The organism is Rhizobacter sp. P2_H2 (assembly GCF_056403375.1).
Genome location: NZ_JBFUFP010001732.1, coordinates 1 through 657 on the forward strand (window position 1 = coordinate 1; position 657 = coordinate 657).

The following is a 657-nucleotide window of genomic DNA, read 5'->3' on the forward strand; positions in this document are numbered from 1 at the left end:
GTCCGAACGGCTGCAGGTCGACGTCCCTGAAGAACAGCCTCGTGAACCACCATTGCGCCCCCATGAGATCGAGGTCGTCCTTGGCATACCACCAGGCCACGAGCCCGCAGACGATCACGTTGACCGCATAGGCGGGCCAGATGCGCAGGAAGCGCCGCTGCGCAAAGCGAAACACCGACCCATCGCGCGCCCAGCTGCCGAACACGAGGTAGCCGCTCATGGCGAAGAAGACGAGCACGGCCAGGTGGCCCGGTGACCGCAACCCGCCCGGCAGCATCGGCTCGCTGCGACCGGTCAGCAGGAATGCGTGGCTCCACAGCACGGCAAGCGAAGCGACCAGGCGCACGCCGTCGAAGTTGTCGCGATGCGTTGTTGCAGGGGGGCCAGCAGCCTCGACGTTCACACGCGAACTCCCTGCAGACAAATGAAAACCCCGGAGAGTCGCATTGCTGCGGACTGTCCGGGGTTCTGTGTTGGTGGGCCCCGACAGATTCGAACTGTCGACCAACGGATTAAGAGTCCGCTGCTCTACCAACTGAGCTAGGAGCCCATGCTCGGGAAATTTCCCGAACCATGAAACCTGGTGGGTTGTGCAGGACTTGAACCTGCGACCAACGGATTAAAAGTCCGCTGCTCTACCGACTGAGCTAACAACCC

The 657-nt window shown here is 62.3% G+C and carries 1 protein-coding gene and 2 tRNA genes; all 3 read right to left on the reverse strand.

Annotated features, from left to right (window positions below; translation table 11 throughout):
* Positions 1 to 403, reverse strand: a 403-nt coding sequence (locus tag AC1D15_RS35895; protein ID WP_477829842.1) for an acyltransferase family protein, incomplete at its 3' end; no start/stop codon positions are given.
* A 71-nt stretch (positions 404 to 474) separates the two neighbouring features.
* Positions 475 to 550, reverse strand: a tRNA-Lys gene (locus tag AC1D15_RS35900).
* A gap of 31 nt (positions 551 to 581) precedes the next feature.
* Positions 582 to 657 (reverse strand) — tRNA-Lys (locus AC1D15_RS35905).